This window comes from Cereibacter azotoformans (genome assembly GCF_021391315.1).
In the GTDB taxonomy this organism is placed as follows: Bacteria; Pseudomonadota; Alphaproteobacteria; order Rhodobacterales; family Rhodobacteraceae; genus Cereibacter_A; species Cereibacter_A azotoformans.
In genome coordinates, this window is record NZ_CP090021.1 from 894273 (window position 1) to 910591 (window position 16319).

Here is a 16319-nt window from a genome sequence, read left to right on the forward strand (position 1 = left end):
TCATGGCCTATGATGTCTTCGTAGTGGGTGGCGGCCCGTCGGGCGCCACGGCAGCCGATGAGCTGGCCCGTGCCGGCAAGCGCGTGGCGCTTCTGGACCGCGCCGGGCGGATCAAGCCCTGCGGCGGGGCCATCCCGCCCCGGCTGATCGAGGATTTCGACATTCCCGACAGCCAGATCGTGGCGCGCATCCGCACCGCGCGGATGATCTCGCCCACCGGCCGCAAGGTCGATATCCCGATCGAGGGCGGCTTCGTCGGCATGGTGGACCGCGAGCATTTCGACGAATGGCTCCGCTGCCGCGCCGCCAAGGCCGGGGCCGAGCGGCTGACCGGCACCTTCGTGCGGATCGAGCGGGACAGCTTCCACACCTGGGTCGTGTGGCGCGAGAAGGCGACGGGCGAGGAAAAGCGGTCGGAGGCCAAGTTCGTGATCGGCGCCGACGGCGCGAAGTCCGACGTGGCCCGCGCCGAGGTGCCCGGCGGCGACAAGATCCCGATGGTGATCGCCTACCATGAGATCATCAAGCCGCCGAGCAGTGCGGCCATCGACTACGACCCGACGCGCTGCGACGTGATCTACGACGGCCGCGTCAGCCCCGATTTCTACGGCTGGATCTTCCCGCATGGCCAGACCGCCTCGGTCGGGATGGGGACGGGCATCCACGGGTTCGACCTCAAGGAGGCGACCGCGCTGCTGCGCAAGCAGGCCGGGCTCGACCAGTGCGAGACGATCCGCAAGGAGGGCGCGCCGATCCCGCTGCAACCGCTCGACAAGTGGGACAATGGCAAGGATGTGGTGCTGGCGGGCGATGCGGCGGGTGTCGTCGCGCCTTCGTCGGGCGAGGGGATCTACTACGCCTTTGTCGGCGGCCAGGTGGCGGCCAAGGCCTGCCTCGCCGCACTGAAGTCGGGCCGGGCGACCGACCTGCAGCTTGCGCGCAAGTTGTTCATGGCCGACCACAAGACCGTGTTCAAGGTTCTCCGCTCGATGCAGGATGCCTATTATCGCGACGACGAGCGGCGCGAGCGGTTCGTCTCGCTCTGCCACGATGTCGATGTCCAGCGCCTGACCTTCGAGTCCTACATGAACAAGAAGCTGACCAGCAAACAGCCTTGGGCCCACATCAAGATCGGGTTCAAGAACGTGATGCACCTGACGCGACTGGTGTCGCCGCAATGGACGTGAGCATGCAGGAGATGGTTCCCGCCTGGGTCGATGGCCGGCTGATGCCGGTCGAGAAGCTCGAGGCGCATCAGCGTGGCCTGCGCCACAAGGCGATCTCGGTCTTTGTCATGGCGGGCGAGTCGGTGCTGATCCAGCGCCGGGCTGCCGGCAAGTATCACACGCCGGGCCTGTGGGCGAACACCTGCTGCACCCATCCCCGCTGGGGCGAGGAGGCGGCCGATTGCGCCGTCCGCCGCCTGCGCGAAGAGCTGGGGATCACCGGCCTCGTGACGGTCTTCGCCGATCAGGTGGAATATCGCGCTGACGTCGGCTCGGGGCTGATCGAGCATGAGGTGGTGGACATCTTCGTGGCCGAGGCTCCGCAGGATCTGCCGGTGGCGCCCGACCCCGAGGAAGTCTGGGAGACGCGCTGGGTCGATCTGCACGATCTTGCCCGCGAGGTCGAGGAGCATCCCGAGCGGTTCACGCCCTGGCTGCGCATCTACCTCGCCGAACATATGGAGCGGATCTTCGGCAAGCTGCGCGTGGTGCAGTAGGCCGGTCGTGACGGGAGAGGGTGGCCGCCGCAGGGTTGGCCGCCCTTTCCATTTGCGCTTCGCAAAGGGAGCGTGGCCTCAGCCCGGCGGATGCAGCCGCTCGGCGATCCAGGGCAGAAGAATCGCGGCCACGGCCGCCGCATCCTCTTCATGCGCGAGGTGGCCGAGGCGCGGGATCTCGACATAGCGGCCGAAGGGCATCCGGCCGGCCGCCTCGCGCGAGATGCGGGCAGGCACCGTGCCATCCCCGGCCGCCGCGATCAGCAGCGTCGGCACGTCGATCGCCGGCAGGTGGCGTTGCAGCTTGTCCAGCCGCCACTGCGCCATCATCGACAGCGTCCCGTCCACATGCACATGGTCGCCGATCAGCGTCACATACTGGCGCAGGCCCGCCTCATCGAGCTCCGAGCCGGTGGCGCCGATCAGCTTGCGCACCCGGTCCTCGACCCCGAACAGCCGGGCGGCGATCGGCGGGATGAAGGGATTTAGCGCGAGGATCTTGGCGATCAGCGGAAAGAGCCAGCCCGCCGTTCCCTCGAAATTGCCAAGGGCCGCGTTGATCCCCACCACGGCACGGGGCGGCGTGGGCAGGATCTCGGCCAGCCGCAGCGCGAGCGCCGCCCCGGCGGAATGGCCGATGATGACGGCGGGCCACCATTCCTCGGCCGCCGAGAGCCGCGCCATGTCCTCGGCCATCGCGTCGAGCGAGAAGCGCCGCTGCCCGGCCCTGGTGAAGCCCTGGCCCGGCAGGTCCGGCGCGACGATCCGGTAGTGCGGCACCATGAGCGGCACGAGGTTGCGCCAGGAGTGGCTTGCCCCGCCCGCGCCGTGCAAGAGCAGCACGGTCGGGCCGGTGCCCTTGTCCAGCACGCACCACTGGTGCGGCGGGCAGTCGATGCGCCGCATGGACTCTCGGCCGGGCCAGTCGAGGGGCATCCGGTCGAGATCCATGATCAGTCTCCCATCGCCGCACCGATCACCGACGAGAGCCGGTGGGCGTCGGCCCTCGGCAGCGCGATGTAAGGCGCGTCGAGGGCACGGGCGAGGTTGGCCAGCGAGGGCTGCGGCCGGTTGGCCGTGTCGATCACGATCGCCGGCAGGCCCGAGGCGCGCAGCGACGCGGCGAGCTTCAACGCATCCTCCTCGGCCTGCGCCCGGTTGGCCGAACCGTCGAGGGCAATGTTCCCGCGCCCGTCGGTCAGAAGCGCCACCGTCGGGGTCATCCCCCGCGCGCGGGCCTGCAACCCCACCGCCAGCGCCAGCCGCAGCCCGTGCGCAAGCGGCGTGCCGCCCCCGCCGGGCAGCCCCGCCAGCCGGCGCTTGGTCTGCACGAGGCTGCGGGTCGGCGGCAGGATCAGCTCGGCGTCGCGGCCGCGGAAGGCCAGCAGCGAGACATGGTCGCGCCGCGCGTAGGCCTGGCCCAGCAGCAGTTCCACCGCTCCCTTGGCCTCCGACAGGCGCGCCATTGCCGACGAGCCCGAGGCGTCCACGGCGAAGATCAGGACCCGGTCCGAGGTCTCACGGAAACGCTTGATGCGGATGTCCGAGGGGCGCACCAGAAGGATGGCGTCCGATTGCTGCTGGCGGCGGCGCAGCGGCTGCCAGGGGGCCGCGGCCCGCAGCGTGCCGACCAGATCGATCCGCGCGCCCGTGCCGAGGCGACCCATGCGCGAGGGCAGGGGGCGACCGCGGCGGTTGCCCGACTTGGCCGAGCCGGTCCCCGTGGCGCCGCGCGCCATGCGCGCCGCGCGGCCGGCGGCCAACTGCTCGAGCAGGTCCGAGGGCAGGGCGGCGCGCACCGCCTCGACCAGCATCTCCTCGGGGAAAAGCTCCTCCCCCTGCTGCTGCTCCTGCTCGGGCGGCGGCGGGGTGTCGTCGGGCTGATCCTCGGGCGGTTCCGGCTCGGGCTCGGGCGGGGCCTCTTCCGAGGCGGGCAGCGCGCGGTGGGCGAAGACCAGATCGGCGGCGCGGCGCAGGTCATCCTCGGTGATCGCCTCGTGGCCTTCCCAGGCGGCCTGTGCGCGGGCCGCGGCCAGCGCCAGCGTCGGCGCCCGAAGGCTCGCGATGCCGCATTGCGCGGCCACCCGGGCCAGCGTCTCGCCCGCGCGGGCCGGGGTCTTCACGCCCGCCAGACGGGCGCGGGCCGCGGCCAGACGTTCCGGGTCGATCGCGATGTCGCGCGTGTCGCCCCATGGCAGGCCGTCGATGTCGATGAACAGCCCCAGCCGGTCCACGAGGCCCAGCGGCAGAAGCTCGTCCCTCTCGGCGCCCTCGTCGAGCGCGATCAGGCAGTGGCGCGGCTCGTCGAGCGCGGTGCCGATCCGGGCGGCAAGACCCGGCGTCGCGCGTTCCGCCATGGCGAGAACCAGCGCCGCGGGCTCGTCGAGGATTCCCTTCTGAACCACCGGCGAGCCGGTCGAGAGCGTCGCGGCCAGATCGAGCCCGCCGAACAGGGCATCGTCGCCGATGGTGGGATGGATGCGGCGGAGGGGCAGCGGCAGCGCGGACAGCGCCGCCGTCACCCTGTCCCGCAGCGGACAGGCCCGCGCGCGAAGCCAGAGGCCCTTGAGGCCGACCGGATCGACCGCGAGCAACGTCAGAGCCGCCTCGGCCCGTTCCCAAGGCGAAAGCGGCTCGGGGGCGGCGGGATGTGTCAGGGCAGAACCTCCGCCACGCAGCGCTCGACGCGGGTCACCGATCCGGCCTCGTCCAGCGGATCGCGCCGCAGCCGGTGCGACAGCGCCATCGTCGCGACCGAGCGCAGATGGCTGCGGCCGACGGCCTCGGCGCCTTCGAAGGCCGCCTGCGCCCGCGCCGCGCGCAGAAGCGTCAGTTCGCCCCGCAGACCGTCCGATCCCAGCGCGATGCAGAGCGCCGCGCAGTCGTGCAGCACGGTGTTCGGCGTCTTGAGCGTGGGCAGGGCCGCCCGTGCACCAAGGATGCGGCCGCGCAGCTGCATGTCTTCGGCGCCCCATTTCGCCATGAAATTCTCATGGTCGGCGTCATAGGCGTCGCGGCGGGTGATGACCTCGACGCGGGTCTCCACGTCGCGGGGCGAGCGGACCTCGACCGACAGGCCGAAGCGGTCCAGAAGCTGCGGACGCAGCTCGCCTTCTTCCGGGTTGCCCGAGCCCACCAGCACGAAACGGGCGGGGTGGCGGATCGAGAGGCCCTCGCGCTCGACCACGTTCTCGCCGGACTGCGCCACATCAAGCAGCAGGTCCACGATGTGATCTTCGAGCAGGTTGACCTCGTCGATATAGAGATAGCCGCGGTTGGCGCGGGCGAGCAGGCCGGGTTCAAAGGCCTTTTCGCCGCGGGTGAGGGCGCGCTCGATGTCGAGCGCGCCCACCACACGGTCCTCGGTCACGCCGAGCGGCAGGTCGACGACGGGCGTCGGCCGTTCGATCATCGTGGTGGAGGAGACTTGCGCCCATTCCGGGCAATCCTCGGGCCGGGCAGAGTTCACGGGGCAGCCCTCGACCGCCTTGATCAGCGGCAGAAGCGCCGCGAGCGCACGGACGGCGGTGGATTTCCCGGTGCCGCGATCGCCGAACACCAGCACGCCGCCGATGCCCGGGTCGATCGCAGTCAGCACCATGGCCTGCTTCATCTGCTCCTGACCGACGATGGCCGAGAAGGGGAAGGGGTTTTTCATTGCGTCAGGCGTTCTCTTTGCGGCCGCCCTTGCCGGGCTTGCCCTTGAAGTTCGGCTTGCCGCCCTGCGGTCTGGAAGTCACCGGAGCGGGTGCGGGTTTCGGGGCCTCGACAACCGGGGCCGGCTTCGGCGCCGCGGCGGCAGGGGCGGGTTTCGGCATCTCGACGGCGACGGCGGCCTTTTCCGCAACCGGCGCCGGGGCAGCTTTCGGCGCTTCGACGGCCGGAGCGGGCTTTTCCACAACCGGGGCCGGAGCGGGTTTCGGGGCCTCGACGGCCGGCTTCGGAGCCGCGGCCGGACGCGCGTTCAGCGCCTCGCCCACCGGGTCCTTGCCTTCCCACTTACCAATCGATCCGAGAATCTGGAAGCGGGCATAAAGCTCTTCCTTGAACCAGTTCTCGGCGCGCACCGACTTGATGGCCTCGCCATGCGGGCCGCCGGCGCCGCGGGCGAACTCTTCCATCGACTTCGAGTCGGGCCAGACCGAGAAGGTCACCTGCTGAAGGAACGGCACCTCGCCCACGCCGATCTTGAAGACCACGTCCTTGTTCTTGCCGATCATGTGGGAAATGGCGGGTTCGCGCGCCCAGAACCGCTCGGCCTTCCAGAACTTGATGGTGGCCCGGGTGAGGGCGGCGATAGGCCGCACGTCCGGCGAGGGCTTGACCGGCGCGAAGGGCTCCTTGCCGTCCCACTGGCCCCAGGCGCTGGTGGGCGACAGGAGCACCGTGTAGCTCTCGTCCGCCATCTTGCCCCACCGCTGGTAGATGGGCGATTCGGCCACTTCCTTGCGCGCGGTCTCCTCGTCGGGCCAGACGGCCAGGATGCTCCAGACGTGCCAGTTCGGCTTCGGCGTGAAGCCCTGACCCGTCCCCGAGCCGAACATCTTCCAGAAACTGGCCTTCGGCAGGTAGTGCATGCCCAGTTTGTTCGCGGTCATCTGACCGAGCACCCAGAGCCGCTTTTCGAACTCGTTGAACCGGAAGATACTGAGAGTGACGGTCTGCATGTCATTCCTCCTGCAGATGGGGTGGGCGCGATCAAACACCGTTCCTTAGCGGCCCGACATTAGTCGCGAAGTCGCACCGCCCTCAAGCCGCATTGTAAACCTGACTAGACAGTCTATTGTAGGCGGCATGTTGACAGGCCCTGCAGGAGACAGACCCATGCCCGCGACCAAGCATGTATCCGATGCCGACCATGCCATTGTGATCGGCTCGGGGCTCGGGGGTCTGTCCGCGGCCATGCGGCTCGGCGCCAAGGGCTGGCGCGTCACCGTGATCGACAAGCTGGACGTTCCCGGCGGGCGCGGCTCCTCGATCACGCAGGAGGGGCACCGCTTCGACCTTGGGCCGACCATCGTCACCGTCCCCCAGTCGCTGCGCGACCTGTGGGCCACCTGCGGGCGCGATTTCGACAAGGATGTGGCTCTCAAGCCGGTCGATCCCTTCTACGAGGTGCGCTGGCCCGACGGGTCGAACTTCACCGTCCGGCAATCGACCGAGGCGATGAAGGCCGAGATTGCGCGCCTGTCGCCCGGTGACGTCGCGGGCTACGAGACGTTCCTCAAGGACAGCGAGAAACGCTACTGGTTCGGCTACGAGAACCTCGGCCGCCGGCCGATGCACAAGCTGTGGGATCTCATCAAGGTCCTGCCGACCTTCGGGATGCTGCGGGCCGACAGGTCGGTCTACCAGCACGCCGCCCGGCGCGTGCAGGACGAGCGGCTGCGCATGGCGCTGTCGTTCCACCCGCTGTTCATCGGCGGCGACCCTTTCAACGTCACCTCGATGTATATCCTCGTCAGCCAGCTCGAGAAGGAATTCGGGGTCCACTACGCCATCGGCGGGGTGGCCGCGATCGCGCAGGCGATGGCCCAGGTGATCGAGGGGCAGGGCGGCGCCTTCCGCATGAACACCGAGGTCGATGAGATCGTCGTCGAGAACGGCGAGGCGAAGGGCGTGCGGCTCGCCTCGGGCGAGGTGCTGCGCGCGGGTCTCGTGGTCTCGAACGCCGATGCCGGGCACACCTACATGCGGCTCCTGCGCAACCACAAGCGCAAGCGGTGGACCGACGCCCATGTGAAAAGCCGCCGCTGGTCGATGGGCCTCTTCGTCTGGTATTTCGGCACCAAGGGCACGAAGGGCATGTGGTCGGACGTCGGCCACCACACGATCATCAACGCGCCGCGCTACAAGGGGCTGGTCGAGGACATCTTCCTCAAGGGCAAGCTGGCCAAGGACATGAGCCTTTACATCCACCGGCCCTCGATCACCGACCCGACCGTGGCGCCCGAGGGCGACGACACCTTCTACGCCCTCTCGCCGGTGCCGCACCTGAAACATGCCAACCCGGTGGACTGGCAGGCGATGGAAGAGCCCTACCGGCAGAGCGTGCTCGAGGTGCTCGAGGAGTCGATGCCCGGCATCGGCGACCGCATCGGGCCGTCGCTGGTCTTCACGCCCGAAACCTTCCGCGACCGCTATCTCAGCCCCTGGGGCGCCGGCTTCTCGATCGAGCCGCGCATCCTGCAGTCGGCCTGGTTCCGGCCGCACAACATCTCGGAGGAGGTCAAGGGCCTCTTCCTCGTCGGCGCCGGCACCCATCCGGGCGCGGGCGTGCCCGGTGTGATCGGTTCGGCCGAAGTGATGGCCAAGCTCGCCCCCGACGCGCCGCGCGCGCGCCGCGAGGCCGAACCCGCTGAAAGGCTGGCCGCGGAATGATTGCCACAGCCGACCTCGATGCCTGCCGCGAGCTGATCCGCACCGGCTCCTACTCCTTCCACGCGGCTTCGCGCCTCTTGCCCGAGAAGGTGCGGGCGCCGTCGCTGGCTCTCTATGCCTTCTGCCGCGTCGCGGACGATGCGGTGGACGAGGCGGTGAACGAGGGCCAGCAGGAAGATGCCGAGGCCAAGCGGCGCGCGGTCCTCAGCCTGCGCGACCGGCTGGACCTCGTCTATGCCGGTCGGCCGCGCAACGCGCCGGCCGACCGTGCCTTCGCCGCCGTGGTCGAAGAGTTCGAGATGCCGCGCACCCTGCCCGAGGCGTTGCTCGAGGGGCTGGCCTGGGATGCGGTGGGCAAGTCCTACGACACCTTCTCGGGCGTGCTGGACTATTCGGCGCGGGTCGCGGCGGCGGTGGGGGCCATGATGTGCGTCCTCATGCGCGTGCGCGATCCCGATGTGCTGGCGCGGGCCTGCGATCTCGGACTGGCCATGCAGCTGACCAACATCGCGCGCGACGTCGGCACCGACGCGCGCTCGGGGCGGATCTACCTGCCGCGCGACTGGATGGAGGAGGCGGGGCTTCCGGTCGAGGAGTTCCTTGGCAACCCCGTCGCCTGCGACCGCATCCGCGCCGTGACGCGCCGCCTGCTGCGGGCGGCGGACCGGCTCTACTACCGCTCGGAATCGGGTGTCTGCGGCCTGCCGCTGGCCTGCCGCCCCGGCATCTACGCCGCGCGCCATATCTATGCGGCGATCGGCCGCGAGATCGCGCGCAATGGCTATGACAGCGTGACCCGCCGCGCCTTCACCAACAAGCGGCAGAAACTGGTGTGGCTGGCCGTCTCGGCCACGCGCGCCGCTCTCACCCCGATCGGACCCGGCTGCGCGACGCTTCATGCGGCGCCCGAGCCGGAGGTTGCCTTCCTCGTCAACGCCGCCGCCCGTGCCCGACCGCAACGCGGCCGGTCCGAGGCGCTGATCGCGGTCCTCGCCCAGCTCGAGGCGCAGGACAGGCAGATTGCCCGGCAGAGGATGGGGAACCGGGTCAACCCGATCTAGGTTCTCTTGCAGGTAGATCCGGAGTAACGATGATGAACATGGACTGGGCTCTTTTCCTCACCTTCCTCGCCGCCTGCGGGGCGCCCGCGACGACGGGGGCGCTGATGAAGCCCGACGAATGGTATGACAATCTGAACAAGCCCTGGTGGAACCCCCCGCGCTGGGTGTTCCCGCTGGCCTGGACCTCGCTCTATTTCCTGATGAGCCTGGCCGCCATGCGGGTGGCGCAGCTTGATGGGTCGGGGCAGGCGCTAGCCTTCTACGCCGCCCAGCTTGCCTTCAACACGCTCTGGACCCCCGTCTTCTTCGGGCTGAAGCGGATGGCGACGGCGCTCGGGGTCGTCGTCGTGATGTGGCTCTTCGTGGCCGCGACGATGTGGAGCTTCTTCCAGCTCGACACCTGGGCTGGCGTGCTGTTCGTGCCCTACCTGATCTGGGCCACGGCCGCGACCGGCCTGAACCTCGAGGCGGTGCGCCTGAACTGGAGCCGCCCCGAAGCCCGGGCCTGAAGTCCGGCGGCCATCCTCTCGGGCGGCGCCTTCGGGCGCCGCCTTTTGCTTTCCGGCCTATCCCCGGCGGCGTCGGCGGTCGGCGCCCCCGCCGGTGTTGAAGCTGACCTCGGGCAGCGTCACCAGCCCGCGCAGGCAGGGGAAGGGATCGACCGCATGGGGGATCGCATTCGCGTTGACGAAATGCTCCTGAAAGCGCGGCTCGATCGCGGTCTCGACCTTGTGGATGTCGTGGACGAGGTCTTCGATCGCATCCCGCGCCGCGACCGATGCCAGGGCGATCCGCGCGCCGGTGCCCGCCGCATTGCCGGCCGAGACGACCTTGTCCAGCGGCACGTCGGGGATCATGCCCAGCACCATCGCATGTTTCGCGCTGATATGGGCGCCGAAGGCCCCGGCCAGCACCACGCGGTCCACCCGCTCGATGCTCAGCTCGTCCATCAGAAGCCGCGCGCCCGCGTAAAGCGCCGATTTCGCCAGCTGGATCGCCCGAATGTCGCCCTGCGTGACCAGGATGCGCGACCCGCCCGCGGCCGAGGCGTCGTGCAGCAGCCAGGAATGCGTGCGCCCGTCCGGTTCGCAGCGCGCGCTGCCGGTCTGGTCGGCCGAGCCGATCAGGCCGCGCGCGTCCAGAAGCCCCGCCATCCGCATCTCGGCCACCGCCTCGATGATCCCCGAGCCGCAGATGCCGGTGATCGGCCCGGCCGCCTCGGCAAAGCCCGGCTCGTCCGACCAGAGGTCGCAGCCGATCACCCGGAAGCGCGGCTCCTTGGTGGCGGGGTCGATCTCGACCCGCTCGATGGCGCCCGGCGCCGCGCGCTGGCCCGACGAGATCTGCGCCCCCTCGAAGGCGGGGCCGGTGGGCGAGGAGCAGGCCAGCACGCGGGTCTCGTTGCCCAGAAGGATCTCGGCGTTGGTGCCGACATCGACGATCAGCACCATGTCGCGCGATTTCTGCGGCTCTTCCGACAGCGCGACCGCGGCGCAGTCGGCGCCGACATGGCCCGCGATGCAGGGCAGCACATAGACCCGCGCCGCACGGTTGACAGATGACAACTCCAGGTCGCGCGCATCCAGCGACAGGCTGCCGCCGGTCGCGAGCGCAAAGGGCGCCTGTCCCAGCTCCACCGGGTCGATGCCCAGCAGCAGGTGGTGCATCACCGGGTTGCAGACGAACACCAGCTCGTAGATTGAGGCGGGCTCCACCCCCGCCTCGGCCGCGATCTCGACCGCAAGGCGGTCGATGGCCTGACGCACGGCAGCCGTCATCTCGATGTCGCCGCCGGGGTTCATCATCGCATAGCTGACGCGGCTCATCAGATCCTCGCCGAAGCGGATCTGCGGGTTCATCACCCCGGCCGAGGCCAGCACCCGCCCGTCGCCCAGATCGCACAGATGTGCGGCGATGGTGGTGGAGCCGAGGTCGATCGCCAGCCCGTAAAGCCCGCCCTCGTGGAAACCGGGCCAGAGGTCCAGGATGCGGGGGCGCGCGTCGTGGTTGCCCTTGTGCAGCGCCACCGTCACCTTCCAGCCGCCCTTGCGCAGCACGGCCTGCAGGCGGCGCAGGATCGCGAGGTCCGCCACGACGCCCTCGACCCCCCACTGTTCGCGAAGCGCGGTTTGCAGGCGTTCGAAATCGCCCGAGGGCTCGTGCATGTCGGGCTCGGCCACCTCGACGTAGAGGGCGCGGGTGGCCGGGTCCATCGCGATCACCCGCTCGGCCGCCGACTTGCGGATGACCTGCTTGTGCACCTGGCTTTCGGGCGGCACGTCGATCACCACGTCGCCCAGGATCTGCGCCTGACAGCCGAGGCGGCGGCCGTCGATCATGCCGCGCTTGGAGCGGTAGCGTTCCTCGACCGCGTTCCAGGGCGAGAGCGCATCCGCCGCCACCGTCACGCCATGCTTGGCGAACTCGCCCGTGCCCGGCTGAACCTGGCATTTCGAGCAGATGCCGCGGCCGCCGCAGACCGAATCGAGGTCCACGCCCAGCTGGCGCGCTGCGGTGAGCACGGGCGTGCCGACCGGAAAGCGGCCGCGCTTGCCCGAGGGGGTAAAGATGACCAGCGGATCGGACATGGAACGGGCTCCGTCGTCAGGGCGGAAGGATGGATCGGATATGGCACCGGCACGGGAACATGCGAAGGGAGCCGCGCGGACGCGGCCCCCGTTTTCGGTGGCGTAGGCCTCAGGCGCGGGCGCGACGGCGACCGCGACCGCCGGCGGCGGCCTGCGCGGCGCAAGCCTCGGGGAAGCTCGCCCCTTCCTTCACCGCGTCGAGGATGCGCGAGAAGCGGATCCATTCGCCGCCGTTCGCGTCGTGGTTCATCAAGAGGTTGGCGGCGCGGATCGCCTCCATCTCGACCGAGCGCACCGGGTTCATGATCGCCGAGGTCATGCCGGCGCCGATCGCCATCGGCAGGAAGGCCGCGTTCACGCCATGCCGGTTCGGCAGGCCGAACGAGACGTTCGAGGCGCCGCAGGTCGTGTTCACGCCCAGCTCATCCCGCAGGCGCCGCACCAGCGCGAAGACCTGCTGGCCCGCGCTCGCCATCGCGCCCACCGGCATCACCAGCGGATCGACCACGATGTCATGCGCCGGGATGCCGAAGTCGGCCGCGCGCTCGACGATCTTCTTCGCCACCGCGAAGCGCACGTCGGGATCGGGCGAAATGCCGGTATCGTCGTTCGAGATCGCCACCACCGGCACGTTGTATTTCTTCACCAGCGGCAGGACGAGTTCCAGCCGCTCCTCCTCGCCGGTGACCGAGTTCAAGAGCGGGCGGCCCTCGCAGGTGGCCAGCCCCGCCTCGAGCGCGCCGGGCACCGAGCTGTCGATGCAGAGCGGCACGTCGGTGATCGCCTGGATGCGGGCGACCAGCTCCTTCATCAGCGGCGGCTCGACGAAGTTGTTGTCGGCATAGCGCGGATCCTCGGCCATCCTGTTGGTGAAGACCGCGCCCGAGTTCACGTCCAGCACCATCGCCCCGCAGGCGACCTGCTCCAGCGCGTCCTTCTCGACGGTCGAGAAATCGCCGGCCTCCAGTTCGGCCGCCAGCTTCTTGCGGCCCGTGGGGTTGATGCGCTCGCCGATCACGCAGAAGGGTTCGTCGAAGCCGATTACGACAGTTTTCGTTTTCGATTCAAGGACGGTACGGGTCATGCTTCAACCTTTGCATCAGAATTGGCCGGAATGCCGGATCGGCCGCCGTTGGCGGTGACCCACTCGGCATTGGCCTTGATCCCGCCCAGCGGGAAGAAGTGCACGGATTCAATGCCGAACATGTGGTTCTTCGCCTTGTGCGCGGCGATGCCGTTCACGAAGTCGGTGGGCTCGTAGGGCAGCAGAAGCTTGGTCACATCCATCGCGCGCTTCTGCAGCACCCGCATCGAGGGGCCGACGCCGCAGGCGACCGCGAACTTGATCATGGTCTGAAGCTTGGCGGGGCCGGCGATCCCGATATGGATGGGCAGCGCGATCCCCTCGGCCGCCAGCCGCTCGGCCCAGGCGATCACCGGGTCGGGCTCGAAGCAGAACTGGGTGGCGATCGCCATCTTCGCGTCGGTGCGCTCTGAAAACGCCTGCTTCCAGCGCAGCGCCTCCATCACCATCCGGTCCGAGCCGTCGGGGTCGATGTCCTTCGACCCTTCCGGGTGGCCCGCGACATGCAGCCGCTCGAACCCGTCGAAGAGGCCGGTTTCAAGCAGTTGCATCGAGGAATGAAACTCGCCCTGCGGCGCGCGGAGGCCGCCCGCCAGGATCAGCCCCTGCTTCACGTCGGCCTCGCCGCGATAGCGCGCGATCCAGTCGGCCAGCGTCGCGCGGTCGCGGATGATGCGGGCCGGGAAATGCGGCATGACCGGGAAGCCTTCGGCGGTCAGGCGCTTGGCCGTCGCCACCATGTCCTCGATCGGCGTGCCGTCGATATGGGCGATATAGACGCGGGTGCCGCGGGGCAGCAGGTCGCGGAAGTCCGCGACCTTCTCGGCGGTGCGCGGCATGACCTCGATCGAATAGCCCTTCAGCAGCGCCTCGACGGGGGCGGGGGCGGTGGGGGCGGTCGCCTCGCGGCGGAGTTTGAAAAGCGCCATGGCGGCCTCCTTCAGGCGGCGGGGCAGGTCAGGCCCGGCCATCGTTGTCGATCAGCGCCCGGAGGCGCGCGGAGTCGTAGTCGGCCTCGAGACGTTCGGCCGTTGCGCGGGCGAGGGCTTCTGGCTCCCCCTCGGCCTCGTGCGAGGCCTTGCGCCATTCGGCCATGTAGGCATCGCTGTCCCGTGCGCCGATCTTCATGGCGCAGCGGTCGATCGCCTGCTCGAACCGCTCGGGCAGGGGCCTCTTGGTGCCCTTGCGGCCCCGGCCCACGATCACCTGGGCCGGAATGTCTCGCCAGTAGACGATGGTCACTTCGGGCATCGACGATTCCCCTTCCTCAGCCCGTCATACGAGGCGGAACGCCGCACCCGGCGTCGGATTTCGACATGGTGCGAGCGCGGAGCGACGCCGCCCCCTGCGCAGGCGCGGGCCGTTTCCCCAACGTCGCATTTGCGGGCGCTGGCCGCGGACGATTGCCGTTCCCCCGGCAGTCTGCGGATGCGGCTCCGAGTGATGCGCCTGCGACGATCCGACCTTGCGGCGGGGGCTTGGCGCGCATACTCTTGAGGTAACCATGAATGGAGGGCGACGATGACGCCCGAGCGTCCCAGGGGTGCGGACGCGATCCCGGCGCGCGGCGATCTGGCCGTCGGCGCAGCGGTGGAACCTTCCGTCACCCCGCCAAGCGACCGGGGGCAGCTCTATGCGGCGCTGGACCTCGGCACGAACAGTTGCCGCATGCTGATTGCCCAGCCGAAGGGCAGTCAGTTTCAGGTCGTGGATTCGTTTTCCAAGACCGTGCAGCTCGGCGTCGGGCTGGAAGCTTCCGGCCGGCTTTCGCGCGCCTCGATGGGCCGCACGATCCAGGCGCTGCGGATCTGCCAGAAGAAGATCGAGAAGCACCACGTCCGCCGGATGCGGCTGGTGGCGACCGAGGCCTGCCGCAGGGCGCGAAACGCGCGCGACTTCATCCGCCAGATCCGGCGCGAGACCGGGCTCGCGCTCGAGATCATCGCCCCGGAGGAGGAGGCGCGCCTCGCCGTCATTTCCTGCGCGCCGCTGGTGTCGCGGCGCACCGAGCAGTTGCTGGTGGTCGATATCGGCGGCGGCTCGACCGAGCTTGTCTGGATCGACCTTTCGGCCGTCCCGCGCGAGGAGCGGCCGCGGGCGATCATGCGGCTTCATTCCAGCTTCACGCCCAAGGGCATTGGCCCCGAGGCGCGGGTGGTGGACTGGATCTCGGTGCCGCTGGGGGTGGCGACGCTCAAGGACCAGTTCGGGGATGTCGAGGACGATGCCGCGCGCTTTGCCCTGATGAGCTGGTATTTCGAGGAGAATCTCGCGAGCTTCTCGCCCTACAATGCCGAGAATCCGCGCGAGGGGTTCCAGATCATCGGCACCTCCGGCACGATCACGACCGTGGCGGCCTCGTTCCTCGGGCTGCGCCGCTACGACCGGACCAAGGTGGACGGGCTGCACATGACCTCGGACCAGATCGACACGGTGATCCGGGACTATCTCACCCTCGGCCCCGAGGGGCGGCGCACCGATCCCCGCATCGGGCGCGAGCGGCATTCGCTGATCATGTCGGGCGCGGCGATCCTGCAGGCCCTGATGCGGATCTGGCCCACGGACCGGCTGTCGGTGGCCGACCGCGGTCTGCGCGAGGGCCTTTTGTATGCACAGATGAGCGCCGACGGCGTTCTGGAAGACGGACCCTACAAATGACAACCAAGAACACATCGGGCCGGGGACAGCGCGAGCTGCGCGTGCGGGTGAAGACGGCGAAGGGGCGCAAGCTGTCCTCGACGCTCTGGCTCGAACGGCAGCTGAACGATCCCTATGTGGTCCGCGCCAAAAAGGAGGGGTTCCGGGGCCGGGCCGCCTACAAGATCCTCGAGCTGGACGACAAGTTCGGCTTCCTCAAGCCCGGATGCCGGGTGGTGGATCTCGGCTGCGCGCCCGGCGGCTGGTGTCAGGTCGCCGTCGAGCGGGTGAACGCGCTCGGCCAGAAGAAGAACAAGGCGCAGGGCACGGTGCTGGGGGTCGATCTTCAGGAGGTGGAGCCGATCGCCGGGGCCGAGATCCACCAGCTCGATTTCCTGTCCGACGATGCGGACGAGAAGGTGAAGGGCTGGCTCGGCGGCCGGGCCGATGTGGTGATGAGCGACATGGCTGCGGCCGCCTCGGGCCACAAGGGCACCGACCACCTGCGCATCATCGCGCTCTGCGAGGCCGCGGCGGCCTTTGCCTTCGACGTGCTGGAAGAGGGCGGCACCTTCGTGGCCAAGGTTCTGGCCGGCGGGGCCGAGAATGAGCTGCAGGCGTTGCTGAAGAAGAATTTCACCAAGGTGGCGAACGTGAAGCCTCCGGCCAGCCGCGCGGACAGTTCGGAAAAGTTCGTCGTGGCGATGGGCTTCCGCGGCCGGTCGCGCGAGGGCGCGGACGATGAGTGAGGCTCGGGCGCCGCTGTCGGGATTTTGACGCCCGCCGGGCCGGCGCGCGGCCCTGGAACGAAGAAGGGCGCCGCAAGAGGGCGCCCGGCTTCAAGG

At 69.3% G+C, this 16319-nt stretch carries 15 protein-coding genes; 7 read left to right on the top strand and 8 right to left on the bottom strand.

The genetic code is table 11. The annotated features are described in order from the left end of the window. Positions 1 to 2 precede the first annotated feature (2 nt). Both LV780_RS04440 and idi read left to right on the top strand, forming a co-directional pair. The gene (locus LV780_RS04440; protein WP_101340595.1) at positions 3 to 1187 is read left to right on the top strand and encodes a geranylgeranyl diphosphate reductase; all 1185 of its coding nucleotides are present in this window, start codon (positions 3 to 5) and stop codon (positions 1185 to 1187) included. Positions 1188 to 1189: 2 nt separating this feature from the next. Next, the gene (idi, locus tag LV780_RS04445; protein WP_108221401.1) at positions 1190 to 1723 is read left to right on the top strand and encodes an isopentenyl-diphosphate Delta-isomerase; all 534 of its coding nucleotides are present in this window, start codon (positions 1190 to 1192) and stop codon (positions 1721 to 1723) included. A 78-nt stretch (positions 1724 to 1801) separates the two neighbouring features. On the opposite strand, the gene bchO is transcribed toward idi, so the two are convergent. From bchO to crtA, 4 genes are read right to left on the bottom strand one after another with little or no spacing between them, the layout of a single operon-like run. Further along, positions 1802 to 2674: an alpha/beta fold hydrolase BchO gene (gene bchO, locus LV780_RS04450; protein WP_101340597.1), complete on the bottom strand. Its 873-nt coding sequence runs from the start codon at positions 2672 to 2674 to the stop codon at positions 1802 to 1804. A 2-nt stretch (positions 2675 to 2676) separates the two neighbouring features. Further along, positions 2677 to 4380 carry a magnesium chelatase subunit D gene (locus LV780_RS04455; RefSeq protein ID WP_101340617.1) on the bottom strand — a complete coding sequence of 568 codons (1704 nt, stop codon included), beginning with the start codon at positions 4378 to 4380 and terminating at the stop codon, positions 2677 to 2679. Continuing rightward, on the bottom strand, positions 4377 to 5381 hold the full coding sequence (gene bchI, locus LV780_RS04460) for a magnesium chelatase ATPase subunit I (RefSeq protein ID WP_108221402.1): 1005 nt from the start codon (positions 5379 to 5381) through the stop codon (positions 4377 to 4379). The genes LV780_RS04455 and bchI overlap by 4 nt, the downstream gene beginning before the upstream one ends. A 4-nt stretch (positions 5382 to 5385) precedes the next feature. Continuing rightward, entirely contained in the window at positions 5386 to 6390 is a 1005-nt protein-coding gene (gene crtA / locus LV780_RS04465; RefSeq protein WP_108221403.1) for a spheroidene monooxygenase, read from the bottom strand. 157 nt (positions 6391 to 6547) lie between these two features. Here crtA and LV780_RS04470 point away from each other — a divergent pair, with 157 nt between their 5' ends. From LV780_RS04470 to tspO, 3 genes are read left to right on the top strand one after another with little or no spacing between them, the layout of a single operon-like run. After that, positions 6548 to 8104 carry a phytoene desaturase gene (locus LV780_RS04470; protein ID WP_101340599.1) on the top strand — a complete coding sequence of 519 codons (1557 nt, stop codon included), beginning with the start codon at positions 6548 to 6550 and terminating at the stop codon, positions 8102 to 8104. After that, entirely contained in the window at positions 8101 to 9165 is a 1065-nt protein-coding gene (gene crtB / locus LV780_RS04475; protein WP_101340600.1) for a 15-cis-phytoene synthase, read from the top strand. Before LV780_RS04470 ends, crtB begins: the two co-directional genes overlap by 4 nt. Before the next feature lie 29 nt (positions 9166 to 9194). After that, the gene (tspO, locus tag LV780_RS04480) at positions 9195 to 9674 is read left to right on the top strand and encodes a tryptophan-rich sensory protein TspO (protein WP_101340601.1); all 480 of its coding nucleotides are present in this window, start codon (positions 9195 to 9197) and stop codon (positions 9672 to 9674) included. A gap of 57 nt (positions 9675 to 9731) precedes the next feature. On the opposite strand, the gene LV780_RS04485 is transcribed toward tspO, so the two are convergent. The 4 genes from LV780_RS04485 to LV780_RS04500 all read right to left on the bottom strand — a co-directional run bounded on the left by LV780_RS04485 (position 9732) and on the right by LV780_RS04500 (position 14088). Next, complete coding sequence (locus LV780_RS04485; protein WP_108221404.1) at positions 9732 to 11753, bottom strand: ASKHA domain-containing protein; 2022 nt, start codon at positions 11751 to 11753, stop codon at positions 9732 to 9734. 109 nt (positions 11754 to 11862) lie between these two features. After that, positions 11863 to 12837: a methyltetrahydrofolate cobalamin methyltransferase gene (locus tag LV780_RS04490; RefSeq protein WP_108221405.1), complete on the bottom strand. Its 975-nt coding sequence runs from the start codon at positions 12835 to 12837 to the stop codon at positions 11863 to 11865. Further along, positions 12834 to 13766, bottom strand: a complete 933-nt coding sequence (locus tag LV780_RS04495; protein WP_108221420.1) for a methylenetetrahydrofolate reductase — start codon at positions 13764 to 13766, stop codon at positions 12834 to 12836. Before LV780_RS04495 ends, LV780_RS04490 begins: the two co-directional genes overlap by 4 nt. Before the next feature lie 28 nt (positions 13767 to 13794). After that, the gene (locus tag LV780_RS04500) at positions 13795 to 14088 is read right to left on the bottom strand and encodes a virulence factor (RefSeq protein WP_011908069.1); all 294 of its coding nucleotides are present in this window, start codon (positions 14086 to 14088) and stop codon (positions 13795 to 13797) included. A gap of 270 nt (positions 14089 to 14358) precedes the next feature. On the opposite strand from LV780_RS04500, the gene LV780_RS04505 reads away from it, so the two are divergent. Continuing rightward, positions 14359 to 15495, top strand: a complete 1137-nt coding sequence (locus LV780_RS04505) for a Ppx/GppA phosphatase family protein (RefSeq protein ID WP_011908070.1) — start codon at positions 14359 to 14361, stop codon at positions 15493 to 15495. Beyond that, positions 15492 to 16223 (top strand): RlmE family RNA methyltransferase, encoded by a 732-nt coding sequence (locus tag LV780_RS04510; protein ID WP_108221406.1) that lies wholly within the window; start codon positions 15492 to 15494, stop codon positions 16221 to 16223. Before LV780_RS04505 ends, LV780_RS04510 begins: the two co-directional genes overlap by 4 nt. Positions 16224 to 16319: the final 96 nt, after the last annotated feature.

What these genes read in the sequence shown, in the direction of transcription:
- LV780_RS04440 (WP_101340595.1), top strand. Translation starts at nt 3, where the DNA reads ATGGCCTATGATGTCTTCGTAGTGGGTGGCGGCCCGTCGGGCGCCACG.
- idi (WP_108221401.1), top strand. Translation starts at nt 1,190, where the DNA reads ATGCAGGAGATGGTTCCCGCCTGGGTCGATGGCCGGCTGATGCCGGTC.
- bchO (WP_101340597.1), bottom strand. Translation starts at nt 2,674, where the DNA reads ATGGATCTCGACCGGATGCCCCTCGACTGGCCCGGCCGAGAGTCCATG.
- bchI (WP_108221402.1), bottom strand. Translation starts at nt 5,381, where the DNA reads ATGAAAAACCCCTTCCCCTTCTCGGCCATCGTCGGTCAGGAGCAGATG.
- crtA (WP_108221403.1), bottom strand. Translation starts at nt 6,390, where the DNA reads ATGCAGACCGTCACTCTCAGTATCTTCCGGTTCAACGAGTTCGAAAAG.
- LV780_RS04470 (WP_101340599.1), top strand. Translation starts at nt 6,548, where the DNA reads ATGCCCGCGACCAAGCATGTATCCGATGCCGACCATGCCATTGTGATC.
- crtB (WP_101340600.1), top strand. Translation starts at nt 8,101, where the DNA reads ATGATTGCCACAGCCGACCTCGATGCCTGCCGCGAGCTGATCCGCACC.
- tspO (WP_101340601.1), top strand. Translation starts at nt 9,195, where the DNA reads ATGATGAACATGGACTGGGCTCTTTTCCTCACCTTCCTCGCCGCCTGC.
- LV780_RS04485 (WP_108221404.1), bottom strand. Translation starts at nt 11,753, where the DNA reads ATGTCCGATCCGCTGGTCATCTTTACCCCCTCGGGCAAGCGCGGCCGC.
- LV780_RS04490 (WP_108221405.1), bottom strand. Translation starts at nt 12,837, where the DNA reads ATGACCCGTACCGTCCTTGAATCGAAAACGAAAACTGTCGTAATCGGC.
- LV780_RS04495 (WP_108221420.1), bottom strand. Translation starts at nt 13,766, where the DNA reads ATGGCGCTTTTCAAACTCCGCCGCGAGGCGACCGCCCCCACCGCCCCC.
- LV780_RS04500 (WP_011908069.1), bottom strand. Translation starts at nt 14,088, where the DNA reads ATGCCCGAAGTGACCATCGTCTACTGGCGAGACATTCCGGCCCAGGTG.
- LV780_RS04505 (WP_011908070.1), top strand. Translation starts at nt 14,359, where the DNA reads ATGACGCCCGAGCGTCCCAGGGGTGCGGACGCGATCCCGGCGCGCGGC.
- LV780_RS04510 (WP_108221406.1), top strand. Translation starts at nt 15,492, where the DNA reads ATGACAACCAAGAACACATCGGGCCGGGGACAGCGCGAGCTGCGCGTG.